This is a genomic window from Wolbachia endosymbiont (group A) of Andrena helvola (genome assembly GCF_964028415.1).
Lineage (GTDB): Bacteria > Pseudomonadota > Alphaproteobacteria > Rickettsiales > Anaplasmataceae > Wolbachia > Wolbachia pipientis.
In genome coordinates, this window is record NZ_OZ034779.1 from 475,906 (window position 1) to 496,634 (window position 20,729).

A 20,729-nucleotide genomic window follows, 5' to 3' on the forward strand; every position below is an offset into this window, starting at 1 on the left:
TTAAAAATTGCATCTGTATTATTTATTTTTGCTCCTGTCCTACAAAGTGCACCTATAAGTTCTCATCCTTAAAGCATTAATTGTTTTAGGGAAAAGTTATGAAACTAAAAACTGCCATAGTTGTTCAAAATATACGGTATCAAGCTAAGAGATTAAAACTTTTTGAATGCTTTGCTCATGAAACTCATGAAGATCTTGAGCAAGAACTTTTCTGTGAAATTTGGACTTATCTTGATAGATATGATGAAAGTAAAGGTAGCTTTAACACTTTTGTAGCAAGATTAACTGAACGTCGTGCCAATAACTTATTGGAGAAACAACTATGTATTAAACGCAACATTAATAACTACGTCAATATTGAGAAAACAGAAGCTTTTGAAGATGAAGTAGCAAAACGTACTGATGTAGATTACATGATTTCAACGCTACCAAGAAAGATGCAAAAGATATGCGAACAACTCAAGTACTTTAACTTATATGAAGTTGCTAAGATGAACAACATATCAAGAACTACTTTAAATACTATGGTAAGAAAAATACGTATAAAACTCTCTTCCATCTACTACAAGAGCAAAAAGAAAAATTGAACATAAATTCTACCTTTCCTGAATATATAACATATACCATTGAGGTGAATAAATGACTTTTAAAATTTTAAACAATAATGAAAGATTGAAAACAACTACAGGCATAAAAGTAGTAATTTTTGGTCCTTACGGTATTGGTAAAACCAGCCTCTTAAAGACTATAAGTGAACCAACACTATGTCTTGACTTTGAAGCAGGTCTGCTTGCTGTTCAAGATTGGCAGGGAGATTCAATTAGTGTTCGTACTTGGAATCAAGCTCGGGATATTGCCTGCCTAATTGGTGGTCCAAACCCTGCGCTGAAATCTGACCAAGCATACAGTCAAAAACACCATGAACATGTATCTGGCAAGTATAAAGATCTTCTTTCTGAGACTTCTAAATACCGATGCATCTTTGTAGATAGTATAACCGTTGCTTCACGTTTATGTCTTTTATGGGCAAGGATGCAACCTGAGTGTTTTTCTGATAGATCGGGAAAAGAAGACAAAAGAGCTGCTTATGGGTTACTTGCTCAAGAGATGATGGCTTGGCTCAATCAGTTTCAACATATCAGAGATAAAGACATCATCATAGTTGGCACATTAGGTCAATATCTCGATGACTGCAATCGTCCAACTTGGCTACCTCAATGTGAAGGAGCTAAAACTGCTAGTGAGATTCCAGGTATTGTTGATTAGGTAATCAGCATGGTTGGAATTAAGAAAGATAATGGCACAGAAGTACGTTCATTTATCTGTCAGACTATTAATACTTGGGGATACCCAGCTAAAGATCGAAGTGGCTGCCTGAATATGGTTGAAGAACCACATTTGGGTAAATTACTTGCGAAAATTAAAGCCAAAACTTTGGCTCCTATTGCTTAATTAAAAATTGGAGAATAATTATTATGGAACAAAGCTTTTTCAATATCGGTCAAAAAATTCCCTTTTTCAGTGTGAAAGAATATTTGAATGATCAATCGCCAATACCAGAAGATATAATCGCACCAAGGATTCTAACTAAAAGAGGTCTATTGGTACTGGGTGGCCCACCTAAGATTGGCAAGAGTGATTTTCTTATTTCCTGGTTGATTCACATGGCTGCCGGAGTTTCATTTCTCAGTATGACTCCTAGTCGTCCTATGAAAATTTTCTACATGCAAACTGAAATTGAGTATGAATACATGAAAGAGCGTTTACAGCAACTGACATTCGACCAAGAACTTTTGGATATAGCTGCCAATAACTTAATTATCACGCCAAGAGTGCAATTATCTTTCAGCAGTGAAGAAATAGATGAGATCAAAAGCACCGTTAAAGAGCGTTTCAAACCTGATATTATTGCAATTGATCCTCTTCGTAACATTTTTAACTCAAGTGAATATGGTAATGAAAATGACAACAGCGCTATGCTATTCTTTTTGCAAAAAACGCTTGAAAGACTGAGGAACATTATTAATCCAGATGCAGGTATAATCCTTACCCACCACACAAAAAAACTATCCAAAAAGATGCTGGAAGAAGATCCATTTCAAGGCCTAAGCGGTGCTGGATCTTTACGTGGATTTTATAGCACTGGCATGGTGATGTTTGCTCATGATGAAGAAAGCACTACCCGTCAAATAGTGTTTGAGCTGCGAAATGGTGAACGTGTGGCAAGCAAGCTTGTCGATAAGATAAATGGTCGTTGGAAACTTGTAGACCAATGGAGTTGATTCTTTTTTTTACTTAATTTATAGGGAACAATATGCTAACAGATTTTTTAACTGATTTTAATACTGCAAAATTACAGAGTAATTTAATACCAAAAGGTACAATAGTCAAGGTAAAAATGGCAATTAAACCAGGAGGTTATGAAAATTGGTTCACGAAAAGCTACACTACTGGCAGCATCTATTTAAACGTTGAATTTACTGTCACTGAAGGTCCATATGCAAAACGCAAGATTTTTCAAGTAATTGGTATTAAAAGTGGCAAAGCAAGAGTTGAAGGAGAAGATACTTGGGGAGAATCTGGTCGTTCTATGCTTAGAAGTATTTTGGAGTCAGCACGGAACATTCATTCAAATGACACTTCAGAAAAAGCAGCTATTGCTAGAAAAGTCAACTCTATAGCTGACTTTAACGGGGTAGAGTTTACTGCAAAAGTTGGCATTGAAGCTGATCGGTATGGAGAAAAGAACAAGATTGCTACGGTTATTACTCCAGAACAATCTGAAGTTGATTGGTTGCCATTTTGAAGTACGACGAAGAGAAGCTCTGGATTGCTGTAATTGAGAGAGCTATCAAAGATGCAGCAGGAAAAAATCTAGAGCTAAAGAAAGAAGCAATTAAATGGTTTGATTCAGAGTCTTTTGAAACTGTTTGTGAGCTAGCTAATCTCAGCTCTAAACGTATGAAAAGTATGTATGGGGGTTTTATGCAGAGAAAGGAAATAAAAGGATTATTGATTGATAATATTAAGGAGTGTGTACCTTACCTAATTCCAAACGGTAATTTTTATCGAGAGAGGACTTATGTTGGCAACTGTGACGGGGATATGATTACAGTTAAAATAGTGGGTAAAGAAGCTGGAAATTGGCATAATTTTACTAAAGGAATTAGTGGTGATATCATTGATCTTTGGACTTTAGTGAAAGGTGATATAAATTCCGCTAAGAAGTGGTTAAATACTAAAGAAAACACAACAAAACATAAAATTACATCGTTTTCAGCAAGGCATTACTTGAATGATAAATCACCAATGCCAAAAGATATAATAGGCCCAAGAATTCTAACTCCAAGTGGTCTTTTGGTCATAGGTGGAACTCCAAAAATAGGAAAAAGTAATTTTCTACTTTCCATGTTAGTACATTTAGCTGCTGGAGTATCATTTCTTGGTATGAAGCCTGCAAAGCCACTTAAGATATTCTATCTACAGAATGAAATGGAATATGATTACATAAGAGAGCGCTTACAGAAGCTAAGAATCAGCAAGAAAATCCTTGATGAAGGAACAGAAAACTTAGTTATTACTAAAAAAGTACAGTTAACTTTGAATGTGGAAAAAATAAAGGAAATTATGTCGGAAAATCTCGATGTAAAAACAGTTGATCTTATAGTAATAGACTCTGTTTTTGATTATAGGAGTATGATCTCTTTTCTGCAAAATAGTATTGATGAACTACGCTCTATAACTAATCCTACGGCTGGAGTAATAGTTACACATTACACAAAAAAAGTGTCAACAACCACGTTAAAAAAGAATCCATTTCAAGCATTGAGTGGTGCTAATGTTTTAAGAAGTTTATATACATCTGGAGTAATGATATTTAGGCCAGAAAGGAATACTCTGCAATTGATGTACGAACTTAAAAACGGCAAACCAATACCAACAAAATTCATAAACATGGTTAACGGACGCTGGATAGCCACAGCTTAACCAAATTTCTAAACTTTAAATATATTGGAGATTTTATGGGTATCTATTGTGATTTTAATACTGCAGCTCCACGAAAAAATGCACCGTTAGTAGAAAAAGAACAACTTAAAGCTCAGCTTCTGTTAAATATCAGATCATGCCTTTCATATCTATTACCAAGAGGAACTTTTCGTGGTGATAAGTTTTATGTAGGCAATGTACAAGGTGATAAAGGAAAGAGTCTAGTAGTAGAATTAAGTGGTAGTGAAGCTGGCCTATGGCATGATTTTGCAACAGGAGAAGGTGGTGACATTATCGACCTTTGGGCGGGAGTAAATAGAAAAAGTACAAGAATAGAGTTTCCTGAAGTAATGGCTTCTATAGCTGAGTGGCTTGGTCATTTCAAAACTTCAAGTAGTCCAACTGCATATTGGGATTATTACGGTGAAAACGGCCAAGCTATTGTTAGAATCTATCGTTACGATGATGATAATGGGAAGCGATATCTTCCTTTTGATATAAAAAAGTCCGACTTTGGTGCACCGAAGATAAGGCCACTCTATAATATTCCAGGTATTTTGAAGTCCGATAAAGTTATTCTTGTTGAAGGAGAAAAATGTGCAGAAGCGCTGATAGAGAAAGGAATAACTGCAACAACAGCAATGTCTGGAGCAAATGCACCTATTGAAAAAACAGATTGGACTCCACTTAAAGGTAAACACATTATTATATGGCCAGATAATGATGAAGCAGGTAAGAAATACGCTGAAAAATCTGCTATGAAACTTACTTGTCTTGGAGTTGAAGAACTTTGCATTTTGGAAATACCTAAAGATAAACCAAAGGGTTGGGACGCTGCTGATTGCGTGAAAGAAGGTGTAAATGTTAAAGAGTTCATCCTTAGTACAAAAAAGGCTCCTTCAAAAAAATCGTTGAGAATAGATACCAGAGCTTGGGCTAATATTGCTCCAGAAAGAGAATGGATTGTTAAAGATTGGCTTCCTATTGGAAGTGTTACGGCTCTCTACGGTGATGGTGGTATGGGAAAGTCTCTACTTGCTCAACAACTAATGACAGCAGCGAGCACAGGTAAATCTTGGTTGGGAATGGAAATTGAGCAGATGAAGACATATGGTGTATTTTGTGAAGATGATACAGAAGAGCTGTGGCGAAGACAGTGTGCTATAAATAGATTATATCAGTTAGATATGGAATCCTGTGACTTTCATGATAATATTGGCTTTTTATCGAGAGTGTGGAAAGATAATCTACTCATGATATTTGATAACAAAGATATAGGTAAATTAACTCATTGCTTTGAAGAATTACTTGAAGATATTAAATTGTTTCAACCAAAGCTAGTAGTTTTAGATACAGCAGCAGACTTATTTGGTGGCAATGAAAACAATCGCTCTCATGTGAGACAATTTATTCAAAGTTGTTGTGGAAAAATAGTGAAAGTAATAAAAGGAGCTGTATTATTATGTGCTCATCCTTCTGATTCAGGAATAATACGTAAAACAGGTACAGGTGGTTCAACTGCGTGGAATAATACAGTAAGATCTCGTTGGTACTTGTCAAAGCCAGATAAAGCTGATGCTTCTGGTAATGAACGAGTACTTTGCCGTAAGAAGTCAAATTATTCTGCATCTAACGAAGAAAAGATTTCATTTTATTGGCATAACGGTGCGTTTGTACAATCTGATGATACATTAAATTCAGAAAGAATAGTAAGGTCTAGCTATAATACTAAATTGGATTTAGAACGTCTAAGAAGATGTGATATAATTTTAGAGTTAATCTCTAATGAAGCGTATAGAGGAGAAGTATATACTGCAGCTAGCTTTGCAAAGTGTTTTGAAGGAAAGTTCGGACTTGGTAGTGATCGTAGCATTCGTGAAAGAATTAGTAATCTTGCAATGATAGGTCATATAAAATTTTTCAAGAAGTGTGATGAATATGGATTATCAAACACAAGATCGAAGCATGGTTACCTATGTGTAAAAGACATGGAGCTAAAAATTGCTGAAAATCAGTATGTATTGGTAAAACCAGATTACTATCTTGTACCAAACAATGGAGCGACTCTACCTGTGGAAAATAGGGATGTATGGGTCTTACATAACTCTGAGAAATAATATGGGAAAGATAATATACAATGTTAATTATTATTAGTATAATGAAAATATAATGTTACTCAATCTTCATTATAGATAACATCTATAGGAAAGCTAAAGAAGCAAATAGCCTCTTTATAGATAGCAAACGAATTAGGGGTCTGAAACAAAAATTTTTTGGAAGTAAATACCCATTCAACAAAATAGCAAAGTAAATACAAATGCTAAAAAGATAATTATAGAACAGATATAAACATGTCTGGCAAGCCTTTTAAAAATATCTGAAAATTTGAATATAGTAGGACTAAGGAATTAAAGAGAGGAGAGAAAATACTATTTCAATGAGCTGCTTGAGAAAGATCAGGACCTAGGAGCACAGATTATACCAAAAATTTCCAAATTATTATCTTTTACCAAATGCAGTTAACAGCTAAAAACCAAGAAATGTATAACATTGCAAAAGGAGATAGTAGAATTATATATTAAGTTGGCAAGATGGCAAGTTGGCAAACTGAAGAATCTGCCATTCTACCAACTTAAAATTGATAAAAATATAAGAAAATCAGTAGCTTAGAAAAAGTAATAAGTTGGTAGAATGGCAGAAAGTTGCCAACTTGAAATATGTTCCAAAGTTCCCTTCTATGGCTGATTTGAGCAAGTTGGCAGAATGGCAGATTCCTTTATATATATAATATATTACATATTAGTAGTATGTAATATATCTATTGTGATTATTAGCACAGAAGCAGTTGAAGAAAAATTCATCTTGATAACAGTCTATTTTTTTAATTCCTATTTTTAATGCTTTTTAGAGTAATTATACCACTTGGTGGACCCAAATTTATAGGTTTAACCCAAAGAACTCTTGTAAACTACATTAAAAACCCAATGAGGGGCATGTGTAGCTTAACTCAATAGAAAACCTTGTGCAGCCATATCACGTTTTATTTTAGCTGTAAAGACTTAAGAAAAAACAAAAGCCTGAAAGAGACAAAAAACATACCTTATCTACAATAGGTGAATACTGTTTTTAGCAGGCTTGCATGGTGCCATTTTGGAAATCTCAACGAGTGAATCTTCTTTGAAGGAAAAAATTTGTCAATGCAAGGCAATATGAAGAGCAGTTAAAGCACCTATGCTGCAGGTGATATAAAACCAAAAGCTACTAGCCCTGCTCCAACTGTAAAATGGGAACTGGGAAACTATTTATAGGTGATTTGAACCGGAGAGACTTTAATCTACTAAAAACTTAACGAACTACTTTTATCAGCACAGTGAAAGGGTTAATACGGTAGCCATAATCTTTACGCGATGATCCAGGCCAACCAACTGTTTGAATCACATCATTACGTTCGATGTTTAATCCTAACTTTTTAGCTAAGGTGGTTTTTATTGTTCTTTGGATTGTGTTTAGTGGTTTTCTGATGTGATGTTCTGGATCTGCTTCTGGATCAAGATTTAGGCGCTTTTCTATTTCAGTTATGCTAAGCAACATGTGTTTTTCAGGAGGTAATTCTTTTTTACAATCATGCAAAAATTGTTCAAATAATATGCGAAAAACCTTCATACATGCTACAGCTTTCTTATTTAGAATCTCTATATTGTTTACGTAAAGTGAGCCCTCTATCAATTGCAACTTTAGCAATTCCTTCTCTTTAGGAGGTTCAATTAGATTAAGTGCAGTATGTAAGATTTGCATTGAAGTATTTGGTATGAACTCTAGTACTCCTCTTTGTGCTGCTTCTTGGAATACTTCAATTAACGTCTTATGCTGAAAGAAAAGGTCAACCATTTTTACTATGGGCAAATCAAGAGGTATGTTTGATGGATTTTTTCTCAGTATTATTAATACAGTTGGATTAGCTTTAAGCTTATCTATCGTTAAGAATGTTGGATTGGTGCAAAAATCAAGTATGATTAAACTTACAATCTTACCTTGTCCACCAACATGATAAACTCCACTTTCCACTTTTTGCCACATGAAATGCGTATTACTTAGCTGACCTTCAAACCAATTCATAAATTTCTCTGGGTTTAAATATGCAGATAAGCGGTGAAATCTTTGCTTCTTGTAGGTATTAGGTAAAATATCACGGTTGCAATTTTCACAAATTATATTATCGCATGCTTCGTTAAAGTTCTCATCAATGAAAATCTCATTGTTACAGTATGGATCAACTATATTTGGCCAATCTAATTTATCTTGTCTATGAGAGCAGATAATATAGGCCCTCTCTTGCATCTTAATTAATTCAAGATTCGACAAATACCTTGCTGCTTCGATATAATTTTGATTTGGATTAACCCAAGAGCTGCCAGAATTAAGAAGATCAGAGATTTGCTCTTGGCAAGATTGTAAGACCATAAAATTGTTTTATGTATGCTTTAAAATCCTCTCTTTCCCTTTTATTCAGAGGATGTTCAGAGTAGTAAATTGCTATATACTCATCACTTCGCTTGAAAAATAAGCCTATCTTTTTGCCTTGAAATATTACTTTAATCGACTCTATAAATGGCACTATGTCTCCTACAAATGGCTTTAAAACATGCAATTCCGGTGCAATAGGATCATATGGAGCAACAGTCAAAGTGATATTAGTATAGCTGTAATTGAAACGATTTGACTGAAATTTTAACTCAAAAGTGAATATATTTGAATCAGAGCCATCAACACAAACTTTAATGAATTTATATACTTGCTCTGCAAAGTTTTTATCCTGCGCGTTTACAAAAACACATTCAGAGCTAAAATAACGACTCGCAATGCTATTTGCTATCTCTGTAGCTTGATCAATATTTTTGGCAGTAAGATCTACTTGAGTACCATTAACTAGAAAATCCAAAATCATCCAATCTGGCTTATGACCATGAATAACCTTATTTGAGTTTAGTAGTAAATCTATACCACTAGCTCTACGAACTAATACATATAAACGATTTTGATGGTAGAAGAAACCTTGTAATTGATTTTCAAAACCGTCATTGCGTTTAATGTCGTCTTCTTTCAGTATCTGCACTATGGTTTCCTGAGAGATGAAGTCTTTAAATGGAACATTTGGTTGTCGTGGTGTCTTTTGAAGAGCAAATGATACAGAACCTTTTCTTTGTATTTTTTCAAAGTGATAGACAGACTTTAAAAGGTTGTGATCTACATGAAACAATAGAAATAACAAAGACTTTTTGTCGTATTTATTGTTACCTTTTAGAAGGTAGGATTTCATGAGTTCCTCAGTCAATGCAGATCTTGCAATTTCACTGACAGTAGCTTCAAGCTTTGCACGTTCAAAACAGCTAATCAGGTAATAAATAACTAGAGAGTCTAAATGTTTAGCAATCACTTTACGTTTATATTGTATGGATGTGTTATCGTAGTCTTGATCATCAAAGAGTTGACCATTTAGCTTGTCTTTAAAGCAGTGTTGAAAGATAACACTTAACTGCCTACCAGAAAGTGAATTCATCCAAGAATGACGGACTTCTGTATTGTGAAAACGCTCAAGTAAGTAGTTAACTGGTACTTCTAAATCATCTTCCCAGAATTTACGGTTTGGGTAAACGTTCATAAGAAATTAGCTAAGCTACGTTAGCATAATAGATTAATTACACTGTTAAGATAGAAATCTGAAAGCCTTGACCAATAATTATACAATGCTTGTTTACTGATTTTTAACCAAGTTTTTTTCTAAAAAGTTTATTTATGAAGAAGATTTTTTGGACAAAAATTTTTCAAATCCTGAATATATATTATATAGCACTCTAGCGAAACAAATTCTGAATATAAGTGTCAATCCTAACACTCGATCTCGGCAAACAAACAGGCTGGGCAATTCTAACAGATGGAATAATTGAAAGTGGAAGCAAAAGCTTTCATGGTAGTCGTTTCAGTGGAGGTGGCATGTGTTTTTTAAGTTTTCGCAATTGGCTTAATTCTTTGAAAGAGATTTCTGCAGTGTACTTTGAGGGGGTGAGAAGACATCTAGGAACTGATGCAGCTCATTGCTATGGTGGTTTTCTTGCAGTGCTGTCTGCTTGGTGTGAAGAACATCACGTACCATACAAAGGTGTTAATGTTAAAACTATAAAACGCTTTATAGCAGGCAAAGGCAATGCAAGTAAGAGTGAAGTTATTGAAGCTGTAAAGGAAAAAGGGTTTTTGCCTAAAGATGATAATGAATCTGATGCTTTAGCATTAATGTTCTATGTTATGGATTTCAGTAAAAATGTTAATAAGACGAAAAATCCATAAAAAGTGGGTCCTTTCAGCCAGAATGGCGGGTTTGATGGTGCTGACCCCAGGCCTTCTTTAGCGTCAGAGATATTTTGAATATTAACTTTTTAATTATTAAGATATGAATTTAGCAATCCACTACTATCCTGTTGAAAACCTCGTCGAATATAAGCGTAATCCTCGTAAAAATGATGATGTAGTAAATAGAATGTGTGCTTCAATCAGGGAATTTGGCTTTCGTATACCAATAGTTGCAAAAAGCAATGGAACTGTGGTTGATGGTCATTTAAGACTTAAAGCAGCAAGAAAACTTGGTATGGAAAGTATTCCAGTGGTCTTAAGTGATAATCTAAATGAACCACAAACCAAAGCTTTTCGATTACTGGCAAATCAATCAGCTAATTGGGCAAAGTGGGATGATGAGCTTTTGAAAGTAGAAATTCAAGAGTTAGAAGATTTACAGTTTGATCTTAAAATGACTGGATTTGAATTAGAAAAAGTTCAAAACTTTCTTGATGATTTAGATGGTGAAGAAGAAGATCTTTCTGACTTAGTTGTTGATGACAAAAAAGTAGAAATAACAAAACCAGCTGATCTATGGATTTTAGGTGATCATCGAATCTATTGTGGTGATAGCTCTTTAGTTGAATCATATAAAGCGGTATTAGATAATAAAATGGCAGATATTACCGTATGTGATCCTCCATATAACGTTGATTACGGTAGCAGTCAGGAAAGAGAAGAGAAAAAAATATTAAACGATAATCAAGGTGAAAAGTACGAACTTTTTCTCTACGACATCTGTTCCCATATTTTAGCATATACGAAAGGTGCAATTTACATCTGCATATCATCATCAGAGTTTTCAACGTTACAAAAAGTATTTGAGGAAGCGGGAGGGAAATGGTCAACATTTATCATTTGGGCAAAGAATCACTTTACGCTAGGAAGATCAGATTATCAAAGACAATACGAAGCAATGCTCTATGGATGGAAAAGCGGCAATAAACGTGAGTGGCATGGGGGTAGAAATCAAAGTGATCTGTGGTTTTATGACAAACCAGTGCATAACTCATTACATCCAACAATGAAGCCAGTAGAGCTAATGGAAAGAGCAATAGTTAATAGCAGTAGATCAGGAGATATCGTACTTGATCCATTTAGCGGCTCTGGAAGTACACTGATTGCATGCGAGAGAACAGGAAGAATTTGTAGGACAATAGAGCTAGATTCAAAATTTGTAGATGTAACCATAAAACGTTGGCAAGTGTACACAGGTAGGGAAGCAATTCTTTCTGGTACTGGTAAAACTTTTTCAGAGATTCAAGAAGAAAAACAGTAAGAAAAAAGTGGAAAAGATAACGCAAACAGAAATTTAGTAAGCCTTGGTAGTTGTAATATTAATACTGGTATATACCGTATTTTAATGAGTTTAGCGTAACAAATAACTTTGGATTAAATGTGATGTACTCAATGAATCAAGAAAAGATGTTAGCTGGAGTAGTAACTTCGCAAACAAATAATGAAGCATCGTTTTCTGAAGAAGTAGAAAATAATGTTTCAAATTCTACACTATCTGTTAAGGAGAGAATTGAATTGTTTGAAAAAGGTACGAAGCAAGAACCTGACCTGAACACTGAATGCAAACTAGCTTCTTTAAATGTGATTAGCTGTAATAGTTCAGACTTGATCTGACAGGCGAACAAAGTAAGATAAAAATATGAATAAATTTTAAAGGAGTGTCAGATATGAGTACAACACAAGAAAAAATACTAAAACCAAAGTTGGGATTGCTAGAACTTGCAAAGCAATTAGGAAATGTATCACAGGCGTGTAAGGTAATGGGATATTCAAGGGATACATTTTACCGCTTCAAAGAACTGTATGAAAAAGGAGGAGAAGAGGCTTTACACGAGATAAGCAAAAGCAAGCCATTATATGCAAATAGGGTATCGGAGGATATAGAAAAAGCAGTAATTGAAATAGCAATAGAATTTCCAGCGTATGGACAAGAAAGAGCAGCAAACGAACTGAAAAAGAGAGGAATTCTCATCTCTGCAAGTGGAATAAGATCAGTGTGGCAAAGAAACGATCTTGAGAATTTCAAAAAGAGGTTAAAGGCATTAGAAGCAAAAGTAGCTCAAGATGGCATTATCTTAACAGAAGAGCAGATAACAGCTCTAGAGAAGGCTAAGGAAGAAAAAGAGGCCCATGGAGAAATTGAAACAGAACATCCAGGATACTTGGGTAGCCAAGATAGCTATTATGTGGGTAATATCAAAGGTATTGGACGAATTTACCAACAAACCTTTGTTGATACCTACTCTAGAGTTGCTTTTGCTAAGCTTTATACAGAAAGGACTGCTATTACAGCTGCAGACCTTCTCAATGATAGGGTGATACCGTTTTTTGATGAACAGAAAGTATCATTGCTACGCATTTTGACGGATCGTGGTACAGAGTACTGTGGCAGACCTGAAAATCACGCTTACCAGCTGTATTTGGGGGTAGAAAATATTGATCATTCTCGAACCAAAGCTCGTTCTCCACAAACTAATGGCATCTGTGAAAGGTTCCACAGAACTATGCAAGATGAATGCTACAATATTATCTTCAGAAAGAAAATTTACACCTCTTTGGCAGAGCTTCAGCTAGATGTAGACCATTGGGTGCATTCTTACAATAGATCTCGACCGCATTCAGGTAAATATTGCTATGGTAAGACACCTATGCAAACCTTTTTTGATAGTATGCATATTGCTTATCAGAAAAATATTGATAGCATTAAACAGGATGCTGATTTTGGTTTTGACTTTGTCAATTCTTCTGTCAGTTAATTCACGCCTGTCAGATCAAGTCTGAACTATTACACATTAGAGCATCGACAATTGGCAAGATACAAAAAACAAGAAGAGGATCGAAAGTAGGAAAGCATGAGTTTATAGGAGGATTTGCAGCAGTTATGCCAAAAGGAAATAGCGGTATGTTTAAACGTGAAGGAAGGGCAGCATTGCCAATAAAGGAAGTTAAGTTGCCACTGAAACCTGAGGCTTCAAGGATAATAGGGAATCTTGTTAATTATGAGGTTGAGAAAGTCTTTACAAAATTTTTTGAACGTCAATTGAGCTATAAAGGATGAATTTGAAAGATTTACATGATAAAATTTGTACCACGCTGAAGAAAGAAATTTCTGCGATACAAACATGCGAAGTATATCCAGCAATAAGGAAAGAATTAGTAGCACCGGCAGTATTTGTGGAACTTAGTGGCTTTGAAAAAGGACATGATCCAGGAACAGAAGAATTAGCGCTGAAAGCAAGATTTGAGGCACGAATTGTGATTGATAGCACAATAGAAAATGCCGCTATTATTGTCAGATCTTTAGCTAGCGAAGTTGCAAAAGTAGTAAATAAAAATACTTGGAATGTGGAAAATGTTTCGCCAGGAGAATTTATATCAGGAGGAGGAGATGATTTTAGGCCAGAGCTTGATGCATATTTAGTGTGGTTAGTAGAGTGGACTCATGAAGTGCATGCGGGTAAATCAGTATGGTCAACTGGCATAATGCCACATGTTATTGATATAGGTGAAGTGCATGTTAGACCATAGTTTTGCAATTTCAGAGCTAAATAGAAAAGTAGCGAATATCATTCGTATAGGAGTTGTAAAAGAAATAGATTATGAAAAAGCAAAAGTAAGAGTAAAAATAGGTGAACTTTTAACAGATTTTCTTCCATGGATAACTTCTAGAGCAGGAGAGGAAAGAAGCTGGCTACCACCAAGCATAAATGAACAGGTAGTAATATTGTCACCATTGGGAGAGTTATCATTAGGAGTAGTACTAGCTGGAATATATCAACAGAAGTATGCTGCACCAGAGAATAAAAAGGAAATAAATAGTGTAAAATTTCAGGATGGGACAAAGTTTACATATGATAAAGGGAAGCACCATTTAGAGATTGAAGTAGTGGACAAAATAACACTGAAGGCTGGGGAATCGAGTATAGAAATGACAAAAGATAGTATTAAATTAAAAGCAAGAAGAGTAGATTTAAATTGATATATATGAGTAAAGCAGTTGTTTGCATAGGAGATCATTGTACAGGTATGCCGATTCATGTCTGTGTGAGCGGGAGTGAAGATGTATTTGTTAATGGTAGACCTGCTTGTCGTAAGGGTGATATCTTGAGTATTGGGGAAACACTAACGCAAGGATCAAACAACGTATTTGTAAATGGTATTGGTGTAGCGAGAACAGGTGATGTGGCATCCTGTAGTTTTCAAATAGTAAGTAAAAATCAAAGTGTGTTTTCAAAATAAAAAAATTAAAATAGTCGAAAAATGAAAGGAATGGACGCTAAAACAGGTAAAGAATTAGAGGGAATAGAACATCTGAAACAATCAATAATTGATATATTAACTACTCCTATTAACAGTAGAATAATGAGGAGAGATTATGGCTCAAGATTATTTGAATTGGTGGATAAGCCAATAAATAGAGATTTAACACTTGAGATATATGCAGCAACTGCAGAAGCTTTGGAAAAATGGGAAAAGAGATTTAAGTTAGAAAAAGTAAAAGTTGAAGGAGTAAAAGAAGGGAGAGTAACATTGAATTTAGAAGGTGTCTATCTTTCAGAAGGTAAGTTCATAAATATTAATGGAGTAGTTGTTTAAAAATGCAGCAGCCAAATATTATCGAACCACTGAACTTTGAGGAAATCTTTTCGAGAATGAAGGAAGAGTTAGTGCGTAGAGATGAAAGTTTTACAGCATTAGTTGAAAGTGATCCAGCGATAAAGATTCTGGAGGTAGCAGCATGGAGAGAACTTTTGCTTAGAGAAAGAATAAATGAAGCAGTAAAGAGTAATTTACTTAAATTTGCGACAGGAGAAGATCTTGATAATTTGGCTGAGTTGTAATAGTTCAGACTTGATCTGACAGGCGTGAATTAACTGACAGAAGAATTGACAAAGTCAAAACCAAAATCAGCATCCTGTTTAATGCTATCAATATTTTTCTGATAAGCAATATGCATACTATCAAAAAAGGTTTGCATAGGTGTCTTACCATAGCAATATTTACCTGAATGCGGTCGAGATCTATTGTAAGAATGCACCCAATGGTCTACATCTAGCTGAAGCTCTGCCAAAGAGGTGTAAATTTTCTTTCTGAAGATAATATTGTAGCATTCATCTTGCATAGTTCTGTGGAACCTTTCACAGATGCCATTAGTTTGTGGAGAACGAGCTTTGGTTCGAGAATGATCAATATTTTCTACCCCCAAATACAGCTGGTAAGCGTGATTTTCAGGTCTGCCACAGTACTCTGTACCACGATCCGTCAAAATGCGTAGCAATGATACTTTCTGTTCATCAAAAAACGGTATCACCCTATCATTGAGAAGGTCTGCAGCTGTAATAGCAGTCCTTTCTGTATAAAGCTTAGCAAAAGCAACTCTAGAGTAGGTATCAACAAAGGTTTGTTGGTAAATTCGTCCAATACCTTTGATATTACCCACATAATAGCTATCTTGGCTACCCAAGTATCCTGGATGTTCTGTTTCAATTTCTCCATGGGCCTCTTTTTCTTCCTTAGCCTTCTCTAGAGCTGTTATCTGCTCTTCTGTTAAGATAATGCCATCTTGAGCTACTTTTGCTTCTAATGCCTTTAACCTCTTTTTGAAATTCTCAAGATCGTTTCTTTGCCACACTGATCTTATTCCACTTGCAGAGATGAGAATTCCTCTCTTTTTCAGTTCGTTTGCTGCTCTTTCTTGTCCATACGCTGGAAATTCTATTGCTATTTCAATTACTGCTTTTTCTATATCCTCCGATACCCTATTTGCATATAATGGCTTGCTTTTGCTTATCTCGTGTAAAGCCTCTTCTCCTCCTTTTTCATACAGTTCTTTGAAGCGGTAAAATGTATCCCTTGAATATCCCATTACCTTACACGCCTGTGATACATTTCCTAATTGCTTTGCAAGTTCTAGCAATCCCAACTTTGGTTTTAGTATTTTTTCTTGTGTTGTACTCATATCTGACACTCCTTTAAAATTTATTCATATTTTTATCTTACTTTGTTCGCCTGTCAGATCAAGTCTGAACTATTACAAATAATCATTTAAGGGGAAAAAATTGTGAATCAGAAAACCGAACAATAGTCGCTGGAGAAGTGGAAAAAGAAGCGATGAAGAGAGCAGAAGATTTATATGAAAAATGGGGAGAAAAAGCGGAAGAGTGGAAAAATTTAAGTTTTGGAAAACAGAAGGAAGTAGTGAAAAAGTTAATAAAAACAGTATTGGTGAAAGAAGATGGAATAGAAGTGCATTCTGAATCAGAGGAAAAATTTATACCAATAAAGAAGAAAGGAAATAAATGCACAGTAGTAGAACCAGAAGGAAAAACAAATAATGCGTTACTCAAAGCAGTGGTGAGAGCCCATCTGTGGAAACGTCAGCTAGAGGAAGGAAAATATGCAAGTCTGAAAGAGCTGAGCGTTAAAATTAATATAGGTACAAGACGTATACAGCAAATTTTGAGGTTGAATTATTTAGCACCAAAAATTAAAGAAGACATAGTAAATGGAAGACAGCCAAGAAGTTTAAAGCTAGCTGATTTGAGGGAAATGCCGGTACTGTGGAGTGAACAAATGAAGAGATTTTATGGTTTTAATTGCACCGTTTAACAAAAGGAAATGAATAGTCTTGACGTGAACCAGTGTTACAAAAACTGACATTAAATTATATGAGGATATTAGTATGAATAGTAAAGATTTTTAATTTATATATGAAACCAGAGCAAACTATTGAGCAAGAGTCAAACTCACATAACAACCCCTTTTCTGCTGAAATAGAACCATGTTTTTATAGTAAAGGAAATCCTATATACGAAAAACATCAAATCAACCAATTGTAACTGGTATCAGCGTTATTGGTAAGCTGTGTTGCACTTTATGTTTTGAACATTTCCATTCATTTTGCAGTGGCAGCAGATGTGGGAATGACGTGTATGGGTTTTGCGCTGTATAACCAAGCTCGAGAAAGTGGAAGACATAGACCTGTATGTTATTACACAATCTCCTTCAAACCGAGGACAAAATGTTATGCTCAAAGCTTCAGGTAAATGGTAAACTTTTCTAGAATAATCTCTAAATTATTAACTCAATACTTATTTACCTACTATTCTTTTATTTAATAATTTTAGCTACCTTATGAACATACTAATATTCCTTTCGAAGCTTCCATCTTTTGCAGTTGGTCTAAACTATCAATTGACCTCATAAGAGTAGAAGGAACACCTGATTCTTTCACTACAAAATCTGATTGTTTAATAGTTTCAGCTAACTCTATAAGTATTCCGCAGTTTCTTTCAAAATCTCCACCTTTTACAGCTTGTAAAACACTTTTTCCCCCTAAAAGACAGCTTTCCCCTAGACTTGATTGATCTTTTAACTTGTCAAACTTCTCCTTGCTCTTTTCATCAAGCTCTACCTTTATTCTATTACTACCTTCATCCCTAGGACCTAGATAAATACTAATCTTTCCTACCTCAGTAGAAAAAGACATCTCGATGCTACCTCCTAAGACATCTGTGTAGTTCCTTTTTCCTCCTACACTTTCAACTCTTACTATACTTTCTCCAATCTGCAAAATGCCACTTTCTATATTGAAATTTTCATTCACCTTACTATTTATAACCTTCACAACTTCAACAATACTGTTTTGTGGCCACCTAAAAAAAGCAAGATTGTTATCCACTTCTACTGTTAGATCATCATCTTGAGCTTGTTCATTCTTGTTTACTAAACCTTCATATGCTATACTTTTTAGTTCTTTCTTAATTTTTTCGCATTCTGCAAAAATAGGCTCATCATTTCCGTACATAATTTCATCTATCATTCTATGATCGTAAAAATCAGAGTTTATTTTCGCACCTGCTAATAATAGCTTACTGACAATACTGAATAAAGGTTTTTCACTCTCCTCCCACTCATCTATTGCCTCTTCCCCGTTTTCTTTATACCGTGATCTAGTAGTAGGAGTTATACGAATAACACTATTAGCAATATCAATTATTTTGCTGAATACAAAATTTGACACAGTGCATTCATATTGATCACAGCATAAATTTAGTCTTATTTTCCTTTTCAAATACTCATCTATTAAATGTTCTATCTTTTCTAGAGTGACCTCTGCAGAATTTTCGTATCTATTTTCATGAAACTTTTTCATTATATTTTCCATCTTTTCACGAAACTCATTAATCAAAACTTTTTCGCTCTCAGTCAACAGATTTGTTAAATTCATTAAAATTGAGTTCTCTGGAACAAAAGAACTTTCAACAACAGTATTTTTGTCTTCAATAACGGACTCATTCCAGTCATCATCACTTTGTTCTTGACTTAACAATGATGCATTGCCTTCAATGGTTTGCCGACCAAAACGTTCCGTATGCTGTTCTTCATTAGCTAACCCACCATTTGCATAAACCTGCTCATTCTTTGAAATACATTCTAACACCATACTCCCTTAATCTATGAATACATTATCTACAACAATTAGCACAAATGAAAGCTAATGCAAGTATAATTTTTCTAATACCAATTTCCGTTAGTTATAAAACACATGAAAAAGAGCTGTTTTTGCCTATAATTGAGAAGTTAAACAAATTTATCATTTGTGTTCCCAATAACGAATGTTGATATTAGCCGCATGATGCATACGCTACTTTTAAATTTGATCAAACTTAATTAAAAAAGCAATGATTTTCAATAATTTACCTAAAATCTAATTCACAGTTGGGATGAGAACAGTGTTACAGAAACTGACACTTGATTATATACTAAAGCAAAATCACTCCAGATGCAAAAGTGGTTAGCTGCATAATTTACCTAGCAATTCCTCTCCTAGAATCAGAAACTCTTCTTGAATCTTCATCTTACGTTTTACCCATGAACCCTTCTGCTTATTGGATTCGCTTATTACTTCAGGACGCATTAATCCACCAGATCTAGGAAAAACTCCTCGGTCTATAGCTTCAATAAACGATAAACCTCACAATAAGCAATTTTGTCCTATTTCTTCACAATCTTCTATTCCTTTATTGTAACTTTCTATTTCCTTCAGTAGAAGTGCACCTTCTTTACTCACTTCTACTTTTATCGAATTTTTATTTTCTTCATGAGGGCATAATCTAACTTTTAATTCTCCCAAACTAGTATAGAAAGTTAATATTACATCGCTGCCTTCTGTAAGAACCTGTTTAAAATCCCAAAGAGATGAGCTAAAGTAGGAACAGGTAAATAATGAGGTATATAAATGAGTCAAAGGTATCCAAGCGACATAAGTCGAGAGCAATTTGAAAAAATCAAACCAATTTTAGAAAGTAGGAAAAAGAAAACGAGACCAAGATTAATTGATATATACGAAGTATTTTGTGGACGTGCTAAAAAGTGGTTGTCAGTGGAGAATGTTACCAAAAGAGTTTCCAAGGTGGGAAAACATATATTACTATTTTCAAATGTGGAATAAAAAAAATGGAGAAGAACCAAGTTTGCTGGAATTGGTCTTAAAAAAAATTAGTTGGAGAGGTCCGACAAAACAGTGGTCGGAAAGAGAAAACCAGTTTCTGCATAATTGATGCTCAAAGTGTAAAAAACACAGATACTGCTGAAAAAAAGGGCTATGATGCAGGCAAAAAGATTTCAGGCATAAAACGTCATATAGCAGTTGATATTCAAGGGTTACCACATGCAATTTATGTGACAACGGCAGAAACAACCGATCGTAGCAGTGCTGTGAGAATGGTTGAGAATGCAAGAGAAAACCTCTCTGAAGTTCAAAATATACTAGTTGATGCAGGCTATACAGGAGAAAATTTTGCAAGACAAATAAAAGCCATTATTGGTGCAACTGTTGAAGTAATAAAGCGAAGTGAATTACACTCTTTTGCTGTATTACCAAAAAGATGGGTTGTTGAGAGATCTTTTGCTTGGTTAGAAAAATGTAGACGGTTATGGAAAAATTGCGAGCGAAAACTTAACACTAGCCTACAAATGGTTGTTCTTTCCTTCATCTCTCTTCTATTGAGGAGATTTTAAACAGGTTCTAAGAACAGAAGAAGGAAAGTTATATTTGTTTGTTGCAATAGATAGAACATCCAAATTCACCTATGTTGAGCTGCATAAAAGTGCTACAAAACTCATAGCTACTGAGTTTTTACGTAATTTGATTAAAATTTTACCATATAAAATCCACACTATTTTGACAGATAACGGTATACAGTTTACCAATCAGAAGCACCTTAAGAACGCTTTTCAACACATATTCGATAGTGTTTGTGAAGAAAATAATATTGAGCATCGTCTAACAAAAGTTAGCCATCCTTGGACAAATGGACAAGTTGAGCGTATGT

19 protein-coding genes and 6 pseudogenes are annotated in these 20,729 nt (G+C 34.7%); 20 read left to right on the forward strand and 5 right to left on the reverse strand.

Going from position 1 to position 20,729, the window contains the following annotated elements; all coding sequences use genetic code 11:
- The first annotated feature begins 98 nt into the window (after nucleotides 1-98).
- The 6 genes and pseudogenes from ABWU73_RS02550 (at nucleotide 99) to ABWU73_RS02575 (ending at nucleotide 6,104) form a co-directional block, all read left to right on the forward strand.
- Nucleotides 99-587, forward strand: a complete 489-nt coding sequence (locus ABWU73_RS02550) for a sigma-70 family RNA polymerase sigma factor (protein ID WP_065095315.1) — start codon at nucleotides 99-101, stop codon at nucleotides 585-587.
- A gap of 52 nt (nucleotides 588-639) precedes the next feature.
- A pseudogene (locus ABWU73_RS02555) lies at nucleotides 640-1,452 on the forward strand (ATP-binding protein).
- Between the two features lie 23 nt (nucleotides 1,453-1,475).
- A complete protein-coding gene (locus ABWU73_RS02560; RefSeq protein ID WP_065095313.1) occupies nucleotides 1,476-2,282 on the forward strand; it encodes an AAA family ATPase in 807 nt (268 codons plus the stop codon).
- Nucleotides 2,283-2,314: 32 nt separating this feature from the next.
- Complete coding sequence (locus ABWU73_RS02565) at nucleotides 2,315-2,806, forward strand: hypothetical protein (protein WP_065095312.1); 492 nt, start codon at nucleotides 2,315-2,317, stop codon at nucleotides 2,804-2,806.
- Nucleotides 2,803-3,987 carry an AAA family ATPase gene (locus ABWU73_RS02570; protein WP_065095311.1) on the forward strand — a complete coding sequence of 395 codons (1,185 nt, stop codon included), beginning with the start codon at nucleotides 2,803-2,805 and terminating at the stop codon, nucleotides 3,985-3,987. Before ABWU73_RS02565 ends, ABWU73_RS02570 begins: the two co-directional genes overlap by 4 nt.
- Before the next feature lie 35 nt (nucleotides 3,988-4,022).
- Nucleotides 4,023-6,104: an AAA family ATPase gene (locus ABWU73_RS02575; RefSeq protein ID WP_082941387.1), complete on the forward strand. Its 2,082-nt coding sequence runs from the start codon at nucleotides 4,023-4,025 to the stop codon at nucleotides 6,102-6,104.
- A gap of 1,228 nt (nucleotides 6,105-7,332) precedes the next feature.
- Here ABWU73_RS02575 and ABWU73_RS02580 read toward each other — a convergent pair.
- Entirely contained in the window at nucleotides 7,333-8,448 is a 1,116-nt protein-coding gene (locus ABWU73_RS02580; protein WP_065095463.1) for a hypothetical protein, read from the reverse strand.
- Complete coding sequence (locus ABWU73_RS02585; protein WP_065095464.1) at nucleotides 8,414-9,646, reverse strand: hypothetical protein; 1,233 nt, start codon at nucleotides 9,644-9,646, stop codon at nucleotides 8,414-8,416. Before ABWU73_RS02585 ends, ABWU73_RS02580 begins: the two co-directional genes overlap by 35 nt.
- 218 nt (nucleotides 9,647-9,864) lie before the next feature.
- Here ABWU73_RS02585 and ABWU73_RS02590 point away from each other — a divergent pair, with 218 nt between their 5' ends.
- The 10 genes and pseudogenes from ABWU73_RS02590 to ABWU73_RS02635 all read left to right on the forward strand — a co-directional run.
- Entirely contained in the window at nucleotides 9,865-10,329 is a 465-nt protein-coding gene (locus tag ABWU73_RS02590) for a Holliday junction resolvase (protein ID WP_065095465.1), read from the forward strand.
- Nucleotides 10,330-10,432: 103 nt separating this feature from the next.
- On the forward strand, nucleotides 10,433-11,653 hold the full coding sequence (locus ABWU73_RS02595) for a DNA modification methylase (protein WP_065095466.1): 1,221 nt from the start codon (nucleotides 10,433-10,435) through the stop codon (nucleotides 11,651-11,653).
- Between the two features lie 131 nt (nucleotides 11,654-11,784).
- Nucleotides 11,785-12,006 carry a hypothetical protein gene (locus ABWU73_RS02600; RefSeq protein ID WP_341810288.1) on the forward strand — a complete coding sequence of 74 codons (222 nt, stop codon included), beginning with the start codon at nucleotides 11,785-11,787 and terminating at the stop codon, nucleotides 12,004-12,006.
- A gap of 53 nt (nucleotides 12,007-12,059) precedes the next feature.
- Nucleotides 12,060-13,148, forward strand: coding sequence for an IS481 family transposase (locus ABWU73_RS02605; protein ID WP_264329420.1), 1,089 nt, complete (start codon nucleotides 12,060-12,062; stop codon nucleotides 13,146-13,148).
- 26 nt (nucleotides 13,149-13,174) lie between these two features.
- Nucleotides 13,175-13,450 (forward strand): annotated as a pseudogene (locus tag ABWU73_RS02610) (phage tail protein); the annotation flags it as partial.
- Nucleotides 13,447-13,920, forward strand: coding sequence for a hypothetical protein (locus tag ABWU73_RS02615; RefSeq protein WP_264328537.1), 474 nt, complete (start codon nucleotides 13,447-13,449; stop codon nucleotides 13,918-13,920). The pseudogene ABWU73_RS02610 and the gene ABWU73_RS02615, both read left to right, overlap by 4 nt.
- Entirely contained in the window at nucleotides 13,907-14,371 is a 465-nt protein-coding gene (locus tag ABWU73_RS02620) for a phage baseplate assembly protein V (protein ID WP_264328538.1), read from the forward strand. The genes ABWU73_RS02615 and ABWU73_RS02620 overlap by 14 nt, the downstream gene beginning before the upstream one ends.
- A gap of 5 nt (nucleotides 14,372-14,376) precedes the next feature.
- Complete coding sequence (locus ABWU73_RS02625) at nucleotides 14,377-14,631, forward strand: PAAR domain-containing protein (protein ID WP_065095513.1); 255 nt, start codon at nucleotides 14,377-14,379, stop codon at nucleotides 14,629-14,631.
- A 21-nt stretch (nucleotides 14,632-14,652) separates the two neighbouring features.
- Nucleotides 14,653-14,988 (forward strand): GPW/gp25 family protein, encoded by a 336-nt coding sequence (locus ABWU73_RS02630; protein ID WP_065095512.1) that lies wholly within the window; start codon nucleotides 14,653-14,655, stop codon nucleotides 14,986-14,988.
- 2 nt (nucleotides 14,989-14,990) lie between these two features.
- Nucleotides 14,991-15,227 (forward strand): annotated as a pseudogene (locus ABWU73_RS02635) (baseplate assembly protein J); the annotation flags it as partial.
- A 35-nt stretch (nucleotides 15,228-15,262) separates the two neighbouring features.
- Here the strand turns inward: ABWU73_RS02635 and ABWU73_RS02640 are convergent.
- Complete coding sequence (locus tag ABWU73_RS02640; protein ID WP_264329420.1) at nucleotides 15,263-16,351, reverse strand: IS481 family transposase; 1,089 nt, start codon at nucleotides 16,349-16,351, stop codon at nucleotides 15,263-15,265.
- Between the two features lie 71 nt (nucleotides 16,352-16,422).
- Here ABWU73_RS02640 and ABWU73_RS02645 point away from each other — a divergent pair.
- Together ABWU73_RS02645 and ABWU73_RS02650 are read left to right on the forward strand one after the other, a co-directional pair.
- A pseudogene (locus ABWU73_RS02645) lies at nucleotides 16,423-17,001 on the forward strand (recombinase family protein); the annotation flags it as partial.
- 101 nt (nucleotides 17,002-17,102) lie between these two features.
- Nucleotides 17,103-17,231 carry a hypothetical protein gene (locus tag ABWU73_RS02650; RefSeq protein ID WP_264328353.1) on the forward strand — a complete coding sequence of 43 codons (129 nt, stop codon included), beginning with the start codon at nucleotides 17,103-17,105 and terminating at the stop codon, nucleotides 17,229-17,231.
- 293 nt (nucleotides 17,232-17,524) lie between these two features.
- On the opposite strand, the gene ABWU73_RS02655 is transcribed toward ABWU73_RS02650, so the two are convergent.
- Together ABWU73_RS02655 and ABWU73_RS02660 are read right to left on the reverse strand one after the other, a co-directional pair.
- Nucleotides 17,525-18,838 (reverse strand): hypothetical protein, encoded by a 1,314-nt coding sequence (locus tag ABWU73_RS02655; protein ID WP_264373832.1) that lies wholly within the window; start codon nucleotides 18,836-18,838, stop codon nucleotides 17,525-17,527.
- A gap of 531 nt (nucleotides 18,839-19,369) precedes the next feature.
- Entirely contained in the window at nucleotides 19,370-19,642 is a 273-nt protein-coding gene (locus tag ABWU73_RS02660) for a hypothetical protein (protein ID WP_065095500.1), read from the reverse strand.
- Here ABWU73_RS02660 and ABWU73_RS02665 point away from each other — a divergent pair.
- A pseudogene (locus tag ABWU73_RS02665) lies at nucleotides 19,634-20,415 on the forward strand (IS5 family transposase). The gene ABWU73_RS02660 and the pseudogene ABWU73_RS02665 sit on opposite strands and share 9 nt — an antisense overlap.
- A 7-nt stretch (nucleotides 20,416-20,422) precedes the next feature.
- Nucleotides 20,423-20,728, forward strand: a pseudogene (locus ABWU73_RS02670) (DDE-type integrase/transposase/recombinase); the annotation flags it as partial.
- Nucleotide 20,729: the final 1 nt, after the last annotated feature.

Coding starts and splice junctions, on each gene's coding strand:
- ABWU73_RS02550 (WP_065095315.1), top strand. CDS start 99: ATGAAACTAAAAACTGCCATAGTTGTTCAAAATATACGGTATCAAGCT.
- ABWU73_RS02560 (WP_065095313.1), top strand. CDS start 1,476: ATGGAACAAAGCTTTTTCAATATCGGTCAAAAAATTCCCTTTTTCAGT.
- ABWU73_RS02565 (WP_065095312.1), top strand. CDS start 2,315: ATGCTAACAGATTTTTTAACTGATTTTAATACTGCAAAATTACAGAGT.
- ABWU73_RS02575 (WP_082941387.1), top strand. CDS start 4,023: ATGGGTATCTATTGTGATTTTAATACTGCAGCTCCACGAAAAAATGCA.
- ABWU73_RS02580 (WP_065095463.1), bottom strand. CDS start 8,448: ATGGTCTTACAATCTTGCCAAGAGCAAATCTCTGATCTTCTTAATTCT.
- ABWU73_RS02585 (WP_065095464.1), bottom strand. CDS start 9,646: ATGAACGTTTACCCAAACCGTAAATTCTGGGAAGATGATTTAGAAGTA.
- ABWU73_RS02595 (WP_065095466.1), top strand. CDS start 10,433: ATGAATTTAGCAATCCACTACTATCCTGTTGAAAACCTCGTCGAATAT.
- ABWU73_RS02600 (WP_341810288.1), top strand. CDS start 11,785: ATGAATCAAGAAAAGATGTTAGCTGGAGTAGTAACTTCGCAAACAAAT.
- ABWU73_RS02605 (WP_264329420.1), top strand. CDS start 12,060: ATGAGTACAACACAAGAAAAAATACTAAAACCAAAGTTGGGATTGCTA.
- ABWU73_RS02615 (WP_264328537.1), top strand. CDS start 13,447: ATGAATTTGAAAGATTTACATGATAAAATTTGTACCACGCTGAAGAAA.
- ABWU73_RS02620 (WP_264328538.1), top strand. CDS start 13,907: ATGTTAGACCATAGTTTTGCAATTTCAGAGCTAAATAGAAAAGTAGCG.
- ABWU73_RS02625 (WP_065095513.1), top strand. CDS start 14,377: ATGAGTAAAGCAGTTGTTTGCATAGGAGATCATTGTACAGGTATGCCG.
- ABWU73_RS02630 (WP_065095512.1), top strand. CDS start 14,653: ATGAAAGGAATGGACGCTAAAACAGGTAAAGAATTAGAGGGAATAGAA.
- ABWU73_RS02640 (WP_264329420.1), bottom strand. CDS start 16,351: ATGAGTACAACACAAGAAAAAATACTAAAACCAAAGTTGGGATTGCTA.
- ABWU73_RS02650 (WP_264328353.1), top strand. CDS start 17,103: ATGAAACCAGAGCAAACTATTGAGCAAGAGTCAAACTCACATAACAAC.
- ABWU73_RS02655 (WP_264373832.1), bottom strand. CDS start 18,838: ATGGTGTTAGAATGTATTTCAAAGAATGAGCAGGTTTATGCAAATGGT.